The sequence below is a fragment of the Haloparvum sedimenti genome, from assembly GCF_001462205.1.
In the GTDB taxonomy this organism is placed as follows: domain Archaea; phylum Halobacteriota; class Halobacteria; order Halobacteriales; family Haloferacaceae; genus Haloparvum; species Haloparvum sedimenti.
The window spans coordinates 1-9,322 of sequence record NZ_LKIR01000067.1 but is presented as its reverse complement, the minus strand read 5'-3'; the positions used below and the strand labels follow the sequence as shown (position 1 = coordinate 9,322).

Sequence of the window (9,322 nt, the reverse complement as noted above, 5' to 3'; positions counted from 1 at the left end):
GCAGGACATCACGATGATCGGTCGGCCAAGAGTCATCATCACCGGGCGTCGGGGAGGTAGGCGGGGGATGGAAGTGGTCGCGCGTATTGTGGGGGTTCGGATGCCGATCCCATCGGCATTCCCAGGTGTGCTCCGAATGTATCTCTCGATAGTGGATTGTGAAGTCGTCGTTCGTGTACCAGCGGACAGTCAGGGTTGCTTCGTCGACGTGCGCTGGGTAGTGTGACGATGCAAAGACGACCTGAAGCTCGAGATGGCCGCTTGCATCCGTGATGGCCGCGTGGGAGACTTGTCCGGTGGCTTGGAGCCGTGTCTGAAGGAACTCGAGGATGGGACGATCGATGGGGGCAGGGCTCCCGCCATCGCCTGTCGGTGGCATCATTGAGCGGGCTACCCGGACGCCTGTTCGCGCTCGCCACCCGTGCGTTGCTGGCGCGCGCGTTCGTAGCGGTCACGCTCCTCGCGGGCGGTCGCCCAGTCGGCGAGGTCGCTGTACACGTCGTCGATGGTCCGCTCGTCGCTGGCCTCCGCGGCGTCGACGGCGTCGACTGCGGCCGGTGACGCGGCGTCGTACGTCGCTTCATACTCGGTGATGCGCGTCGTCAGCTCACGAACGCGATCCTGCAGGTCCTCGACGGAGTGGTCGGCTGCGAGCTGGTTGATGCGTCGCCACTCAAAATACGCGTCATTCCGTTCGTAGGTGGCCGGATGGCCATCGTGCCGGGTGACGATTCCCAAATCGTCGAACCAGCCGAGGTATTTCCGGGCGGTCTTGGGGTCACAGTCAGCGCTGTCGGCGATCGCGCTCGCCGTCGTCGGCTCGCGGGTCTGCAGGATAGTACCGTAGATGCGTTGTTCGACGTCATCGCTGCTGAACGCGTCCTCGAAGGGGGGCGGCCCATCGGTGGCGTCTGTTTCGGACATACTCGGAATTGCAGGGCGAAGGATATAGTTCTTACTTCAGGGAATAGTTTCCTGACCTGGGTGGGCTGGGATCCACAGGTTGACAACGCCTTAACCAACATCGGGTAACCGCTTGTCCAAGTGTTGGTTAAAACATCACTCCTGAAGTCGGAGCTCTCGAGCTGGTTTCACACAGAAGCTGTCTTGACCACCGTCAACGCCATTCTGACCTACCTCACCGCCCAGTGACGACTGGTGTGTGAGCCGGCTGACCAGCTCGTCACGAACCGTTTCACGACTGACAGTCGTTTCGTGCCGGCCGAGCCGCTCGTCGAAATACCGCTTCTGGAACCGTTGGCCGACGTCATCTATGGCGATGTACTGTGTCCGCTTCTCTCCCGCAACGCTCGTCGACACGAACTCGGCTCCGACGTCTTCGTGAGTGAGTTCGACGAGCGCGCACTCGACGAGTGAGACGATGGCAGTCGGACTTCTGTTGTGCGGGATCGTCAGTTCGAGATCTGTCCACGGTTCGTCGCTCGGTTGCTCAGTTTGCTCGCCGTGAAGTCGTGATCGCTGTTGCTCGTGTTCTGAAGACATGGTTGTTGAGTGGGCGCTTACGACAGCCCCTCGCCCCTCTCGGGGGCGACAAACTCCACCGCGAATCGCATCACTATTCATTGAGTGAATTCTGATATATCGGCTATAGACGATCGTCGTTTGATGGCCCTTCGGCCCGAGAGAGCCAGCGGCATTTGCACCGTTGTACCCTAGCCTTCCTTTGGACAAATCTGGAGGTACAGAATGGGATGAAACGAGTTTAGATTTAGCAAGAGGGCCGTCGGGCAGTTCTCAGCCGTTATTGATGTCCTCGACGAGTTCTAAGATACGATGATTGGTGGAATTGTGCTCGACGGGGTGGTGAGGACCTTGAATTCGAGAGAATCGGATTCACATTGTGATTGAGACTTGGCATAACTGACTGACGGCAAGTGATGGGCTACGTGATGTTGCTTCTAGTGACCCACCCGTTCTTGTCCAAATTGGTCGATACAAGGCCTGAAAAGTGGATGACGAGATTTTAATATCTGTCACACTTCCGTCTTCTGAATAATGGTGTGGTTCCTGATAATTGACTGTCTGCGTTAGAACTCGTTTCCCTTACCCTCGGTTTCACTTAGTCGATCGTACATCTCATCCGGGAAGGGGAGACTTCCCCAGATCGAGTATGGACACTCATCCTGTCCGATGCAGTACCGCTGCATATCGTCGTTGTCGCAGTTCATCGGAAGCGGGGTGTCGCCTCCAATCGTGTTCGAGAACTCGTAGTGAATCTGGTAGTCGGTGACCTGGTCGTCGTACCACGGCCACCGCGAGAAGACGTCCTTGAGATCTGTGACAATGGTCTCGAGGTCGCTGTCCTGATACTGTGGCAGCCACATCACCATTCGGGCGAAGTTGTACAGGTCCTTTCGGACTGGTTTCTTCTCGTGGAGGCGTTCGGCCATATTCGCCATGCAGGGGAGTTCAAACAGGTCCTCGATTGATTCGACGGTGAGGGGCTGGACGCCACGCGTAGATTCCTGAATCCGATAGCGGTTCGTATTTTCGTGCTGCCGAATGGTCAGGCTCCGGTGGTCGCGCTGGGATGCGAGAAGATTCCCGAGACTCCGTGGACTCGAGATGCGATTACACACGTCTCGCTTCCAGTCTGCTTCCGGATCGCACGCCTCCACAGCTTCAAACAGCTCCTTCGCTGAGTAAAAATTCCCCAGCGTAGTGACTTCGTCTGGAGCGTCTCGAATCGCATCCCGAAGCACACGGATGGTCCGTTCACCGGGGTTCCAGTCTCGCCAGATTCGTTCGTGGTGTCCCGTCTCGATGAAGCGGTCGATGCGCTCTGTGATGGCCGACTCATTCGTCGTTAGCCACGTCAGCTGGTCTTCGGAGAGGTTCTCCTCCTGAACTCGCAGGAGCTTCTTGAACGCGCGTCTGGCATACTCGCGATACTTCGTATCGAAATCGCCGACCGGCACGTAGAGACGGTTGTCCTTAACGTGAGTGAGCAGTTCTCCGGCCTCTCCTGTCTCGGTGTCGGCGTGGACGAGGCAATCTCTCGATGCCGCAGCCATTGGGATTTCGAGATACAACCCCTCACCGAACTCCGGCATCTCCTTGATCCCTGTACAAACGCGGCCGGGGTGCGGACCGTCCTCTCCGGGATCTTTCTCGTACAGTACCTCTGCGATATCCTGTTGGAGAGTCCCATCACCGAATTCTCGAAGGAGGGAAGCGAGATTGTTGACGTACAACTCCCGAATATTGTAGAGGACTTGCACCTTTCGCGGCGGAGCGTGTTCGAACTTCGGGTGTGCCTTGACGCAGATCGCGCTCAACGTCGCGAGGACGGCGAGTGTTCCCGGTTCGTCGACGAACGGTTCCTCCGCCGCGTTTGTCCTGATGTCTTCTTTGAACGCCGCCGTCCCGAACCGTTCGAGGTCGTTCAACAGGTCTTCTGGTTGGTCTTCACCGTCGACGATGTATCGATTGTAGCCCCGCGTGAACAGTTGGTTGATGCGGGTCTTGCCGTATTCGAGCGGGAGCGTCGCAACGCGATAGGCGGCACGCTCGTCCTCGACAGGCGTCGACTGACTCATGACTGGATGACCTCCGGTGTTGCAGACCGAACGTCGAAGCTCGGGCTCTCTATCGGCGTGACGATACTGCAGACGTCAGCGTGCAACGAGTAGGGGAGCCGAGCGACTCGACGACGGTCGGCGGTAACCACTGGGTCGATGGGAATATCATAGGTGTCTTGCAGAAGGTCGTTCAGCACCTCTCGACTTTTGGCGTCATATCGATGAGCAGGGTCGGTATCGAGGAGATAGACGTGAACGCCCTGGCCGCTATACACCACCATCGTCTCCTCGGCGTTGAAGTCGTCCTCGAAAATATCTCGCACCTCGAAACCGTACTCAATGGCCCGTTCGATATCCGCGAAAGAATACGGGTAGCCTACTGGGTCCGCTTCGAGAACTTCCACAGCATCGAGCAGCTCCTCGCTGTCCCCCGAAACATCTCCGTTGGATACCGTTCGAGTTGCTCGCTCTCGGGCTATCGTTTTCGCGTCGATATCGACGAGGAGCACCCACGGCCGTTCCCAATGATCGAGGGCGTAGTACACTGCATCGTGATGTGGATCTGGTTTGTCAAGCAGGTCGGGATCGGCGAGCGCGAAGTCACTCCGTCCGAGCGGGTCATTCCGTGCTGGGTGGCGGATGAACTCGAGGACATCGTCGAAGTCGTGGAACGCTGCTGAGGTCCGCTCTCCGGAGGTGTTCGTCTGCCAGGTGTCTCGTCGGATGAAGTCCTTGTCTGGGACTCCGTCTTTCCGTACCGGGTGGGGTTCTCGAAACGCGAGCGCGTACTGCTTTGGTCCCTTCGCGGTGATGAACGACGGGAATTCGTCGATGTACGAGGGGAACTCCTCCGTGTAGTACCTGTAAATCTCCTCGCGCGTAGCTTGGCGCCAACTCATGGATTGAACTCCTCATCGAGCTTGTTGAAGCTCCGAATCGTCGTCATCCCTTCTGCGTCAAACGATTCAATGGCTTCTCGAATATCCGAGAACCGACGGGCTGCACGCCCACTCACACTATTTTCTATCCGGTCGGCCTCTGCGAGTCGATCCAACACCTCAACGGCTGTCTCGCGTCTGTTGAACGCCCAGACAGCGTTTGCGTCCACCTCACTCTGCTTGTCGTAATCGTCGACAGGCGCGTGTTTGTTGTTGCTCGGGAATTCCGCTTCACCGACCCACACGAGTTCTCCGTCAGCGTCGAAGGCGGCGACGTCGAATACGGTCTCCTCATCGTACTCGTAATAGGATTCAACCTGCTCGACATCGTCGCGCGCTTCCAACCATAGTTCGAGCAGCTTCACACCGACCTTGTGCGGCGTTTTCTCGCCGATATCTCCCTGCCCAGGGCCGACCTTAAGCTTCTGGCCAAGCAGTTCACGCCCTGCCGGGAGGACGGTGTAGTACTTCCGACTGCAGGCTCGTCCTTCTTCCAGCAGATCCTGGTCGATGAGCCGCTGCACGTCCAGGTCATCAAAGTCGTCCTTGAACCTACTCATTGAATCCATGAATCCATGATTCGGTGCGTCCCTGTTCATCACGTCGAGGACGCGAGTCAAGAATCGGATGTCGTCGTGAGTGAGTCCGCGCCGTCGGAGTTCGTCATCGGAGACGGTCACGCCACCTGCCTGTACTGGCGAAGGTCCGTTTTCGTCGACGGCGTTCGTCTCCTCTTCTGTGGCCGACTCTTCTGACTCTACGGATCCCAGATTCCCAAACAGGGAATCAATGGTGTCCGCGTCTTTCTCCTTCTCTTCGTCGGCTACTGAACCACTGGTTGCCTGTCCGATGAACGACGACTCCGTCGAGTCTCCAGAGCTAGTCGATTCTGCAGATGCAGACTGTCCAGCGTTCGGTCTACTCCCCCATCCCTCATCGTCGGCTGTCTCCGATTCGCTTGGGGCCTCAGCAAGTCCGTACTGGGTCTGTGTACGCTCTGACAGCCGTGGAAGAGCTACGGACTCGAAGTGGTCCTCCTGCTCGACAGAGAGCGCCTCGTCGCTTTCTGGATGGCCCGCTGCTATCGGGAGCGGCTTCACCGAGAATGGAGCAGGCCCTGTCTTCCCAAATGAGGGGCTCGGGAGTTGAGCAATCCACTCTCCACTGGGGAGCGTATTAACCCGATTTCGAAGGTCAGTCGGACTCAGGTCTTCGTGGGCCAACGACTCGGCGAGGTCGCGCTCGATAGAGATGTTCCCAATGAGCTTCGTCTTGATGTTGTTGAGGAGCTCGTCGTAGGCGCGCTCGTTTCGATTTCGAACCTGGCCGGGGAACTGCATCACAAGTCCCATGCTCAGGCCGAATGACCGTCCCTGTGGAAGCAGTTGTTCGGAGACGAGTTTTGTCGAGGCCACGGGGGCGGCCTCCTCGATGATGAGATTGGTGAGGTTCTCGTAGTCTGTCTTTCCATCACGCCGGCGCACCTGGACGGCGTCCCAGAGGTTACTCAACAGGAGGAGTGTGATTGCCCGTTGTGCCTCGGGACGCAGATCGCCCAAGTCGAACAGAACCGTGGCGTCTTCGTCGAGGAACTCGCGGAAGTCGAAGCGATTGTCGACGTACTCGCCAGCGTCGTTCTGCTCGGGAACGTGACTGAAGATCCGTCGCAGGTGCGCGTCTTCTCTGAGTTTGTCCAGACGATTTCCGACGGCGTCCATCGACACCTGGAACCGGTGGTCGTCCTTCGCGAAGTGCCGCGTGAGTGACTCCTCGACGTTCCTGTTGTCCGCCGAAATCGGTGGGACAGTTCGCTCTCGTTGCATCCGGAGAGCTGCCGCGAAAAGGTCGTCCAGACCGAAGACGTCGCTCCCGTACTCCTCGTCGAAGAGTGCCTTGATGAGGTAGCTGAGGATCTCGTTCGCGACAAATGCCTGGCCGTACTGCTCGCGGCCCATAATCATCCGCAGGATGTCGTGGAAGTGGTCGACCTTGTCCTGAATCGCGTCCTCGCGGGGACGACCGGCTTCAAGTGCGGGACGAATGTCGAAGAAGGAGAACGCTGGGACAGTCTCTGGGACGCGGAACTGGTAGACGTCGTCCAATCCGTTGAAACGTTCGTAGTGGCAGCGAAGGTAGTTCGCACACATCCCATCGCCTTTCGGATCGACGATCACGACAGGTCCGCCGGTCGTCTCGCGGAGCGAGAGCGCGTCGTTGATGATCGCTTTCGATTTCCCGCCGCCAGTCGATGCGAACCGGCCGTAGTGCGTCGTCAGCAAATCCGGCGGAACCCGGATCGGGTCCGGTCGCGGCTCGCCATTCTCGTCGAGCGCGTAGCCGATAGCCATGCCCTCTTGGAACTGCTGAACCAAATCTGGATTGGGCCACGGAAGCGGGTTCCGGCTCTGCTGCTCAGCTCGAGTTCCTCGCGTCCCCTCAACGGTGAGTTGCTCGGAGGATGGCACGAGCACGAAGTTTGCGAGTTCCGTCCCACTGAGGACGAAATCCGGTCGGGTCTTCCCTCGGCCGGTCGTAATCTCTCGATCTAGCAACTGTCGGAGGGCTGTCTGGGCGTTCTTCTCTTTCGTCTTTTCACGAAAACCGTCTGCCCGGAGTCGTTTTCCTTCGACTTCGTAATAGGGCCCGTCCACTGGGTCGAACACAGGGCGAAGTGAGTCCATCTGGGCCGCGAGTTCGTCGCGAGCCTCATCCCCTGTCGGAACGCCGACTGCTCGGATGTTAGCAGTGAACGACCGCTTGGGATTCTTCGCGTCGATATACTCAATGCGTTTTTCGACTGACTCGCTGAGCTGCTTCTCGTCGTGATCGCTCCGCTGGTCTTCAACCTCGAGGAAGGACCCAACGACTTCCTGGAAGAAGGTGTCCCGCCCGTCGACGAGATCCTCTTTTCGGACCTCAGCGTCGGACTGCCAGCTCGCCCGTCGCTGGAACACAACCTGAAACGCCACAGGTGAAGCCGCCTCCATCAAGTGGTCGACGAGTGACGCGAGCGTCGCGCCGGGCTGGTCGACAGCCACTAAGGCGTCGTCGCCATCGCCAGAGGCGAAGGGCGTCAATGACGTCATCCAGTCGTTCTTCCGGGTGGTCGAACCGGACCAGCGCACGCCAACTGGCGAGATTGCGTCGATGGTTGGCCGAGCGAGTATCGTTCCCTCGTCCGTCTCGGTTGGCTTTTCGAGCGTCGTCAGTGGCTGCTCGTCCGGTATTTCGCTCGGTGGTGCCAGCTCAAGGGCGGTATCACCAACCTCAACGAAGTGACCAGCAGATGACTCGACCGCTGCGCCGCCATCTGCAAAGGGGGATGCTTCGGCCGCTGGTGTCTGGTCTTGGCTACGGTCTTCATCGACAAGCTCATGCTGTTCGTCAGGACCAAACTCGTACTGTAGTTGCCCCGCCTCGTAGTGTTCGAGGAACTCTGCTCGTGTGAATTCGACTGGCTGGATGAGCCGAGAGGCGACGTCGACGTCGACGCGTTCGATATCGAATGTCTCGGGATAGATCGAACGGAGCCGTTTTTCGAGTGTGTCGAGATGCCCGTCGGCGCCGTAAAAGAACTCGACAGGGTCGTCTGCTCCCTCACTCAGTGCGAGAAACTCGAATCGGAGCGGTGTGTCACTGTGGAGTGGGTTCAGCTTCTGTGCGAGTCCCGTTGACTCCGTGGTCGTCAGTTTATGTAGGCTTTCGAGGACTCGAGGAATTCCCTCGGGATCCAGGCCTTCGGATGTGGGCGTGACTCGGAGATACTCACGCATCGTCCTCTCCCTCCATCGACCCGCCGTCAGGTTTGGCAGAAACGGTTTCCGACTCTTTCGACTGTCCGTTCGTCACCTGCTCTTCCAGCTTCTCTCGGAACTCCTGGACGTCCGTATCAACTGCGTCTTCACCAGCTCCAGGGAGTGAGGATCGCCGTTGCTCGGTCGGGTCGAAGTCGATGACTTGCTTCTCCTTGGGCATTGCCTCGACCTTGATGCCGCGCCACTCGCCGTCGACGCCGACGAGCGCCTCAGAGAACCCAGCGTCCTCGTTGCCGGGGACCGCGTCCTGCACGTAGCGCATCTGGGCGTAGTTCAACCCGAACTCGTCGGCCCACTGGTCGTCCATTCCATCCAGGCGGTGGAACTGCTTGACGGCACACTGGTCAAGAATGGCTTCGGACTCGGCGTGCTCGAAGAACTCGTCGACGGTCTGGGTAACGAGACGAATCGAGAGATCGTGGTGACGGTGATGTCGGAATACCGTCTCGAGGAACGCTAGACTCGCAGCGTCCTGCATGATGTACCGCGCCTCGTCGATGACGAACACGACCTCCTTGTCCGTCTCTTTCGCCCGCTCGTAGACGAGCGAGATGAGCAACTGCATCGTCAGTGCCGTGCTGCTGTCGACGCTGCCCTCCTGTTGTGCGAGATCGAGGTAGATGACTTTCTCGTCGCGAATGTCGAACTCTGAGGACTTCCCGAGATTAGCGTGGCGACCCTCCTCCTCGAAGGGACGAAGCTGGTCCAGAAGCCACGTCGCGTCCTCGCGAATCTTCCCGGCCTCCTCGTCGGAACGAACGACGAACTCCTCGGGGTCGTCGACCATGTCTTCGAAGACGTCCATCATATCCCGGATAGTCGGGCTGGGGTTGCTGTGCGTCGAGATATCGTCGGTGATGTCGTTGCGCTTGTAGGCACGCTTGAGACCGAGTTCGAGCGTCGTCCGACGATCCCCGAGCGAGATGCCCCGCAGTGCGAAGAAGTTCGTCAGGAAGCTCATCGCGTCGTCGAGCTTCTCGTTGAACGGGCTCGCATCCTCACCCATCGCCCGCTGGACGTGGTCGGG

At 58.6% G+C, this 9,322-nt stretch carries 6 protein-coding genes and 1 pseudogene; all 7 read right to left on the bottom strand.

The window, feature by feature from the left end:
* Positions 1-382, bottom strand: a 382-nt coding sequence (locus tag AN233_RS18365) for a hypothetical protein (RefSeq protein ID WP_080508345.1), incomplete at its 3' end; no start/stop codon positions are given.
* 8 nt (positions 383-390) lie between these two features.
* Positions 391-924 carry a DUF7342 family protein gene (locus AN233_RS04190; RefSeq protein WP_058365597.1) on the bottom strand — a complete coding sequence of 178 codons (534 nt, stop codon included), beginning with the start codon at positions 922-924 and terminating at the stop codon, positions 391-393.
* Between the two features lie 135 nt (positions 925-1,059).
* Positions 1,060-1,503 carry a hypothetical protein gene (locus AN233_RS16275; protein WP_080508344.1) on the bottom strand — a complete coding sequence of 148 codons (444 nt, stop codon included), beginning with the start codon at positions 1,501-1,503 and terminating at the stop codon, positions 1,060-1,062.
* 545 nt (positions 1,504-2,048) lie between these two features.
* A complete protein-coding gene (locus AN233_RS04180; protein WP_058365595.1) occupies positions 2,049-3,560 on the bottom strand; it encodes a primase-associated protein in 1,512 nt (503 codons plus the stop codon).
* On the bottom strand, positions 3,557-4,441 hold the full coding sequence (locus AN233_RS04175; RefSeq protein WP_058365594.1) for a hypothetical protein: 885 nt from the start codon (positions 4,439-4,441) through the stop codon (positions 3,557-3,559). The genes AN233_RS04180 and AN233_RS04175 overlap by 4 nt, the downstream gene beginning before the upstream one ends.
* A complete protein-coding gene (locus tag AN233_RS04170) occupies positions 4,438-8,253 on the bottom strand; it encodes an ATP-binding protein (protein WP_058365593.1) in 3,816 nt (1,271 codons plus the stop codon). Before AN233_RS04170 ends, AN233_RS04175 begins: the two co-directional genes overlap by 4 nt.
* Positions 8,246-9,322, bottom strand: a pseudogene (locus tag AN233_RS04165) (VirB4 family type IV secretion system protein); the annotation flags it as partial. The pseudogene AN233_RS04165 and the gene AN233_RS04170, both read right to left, overlap by 8 nt.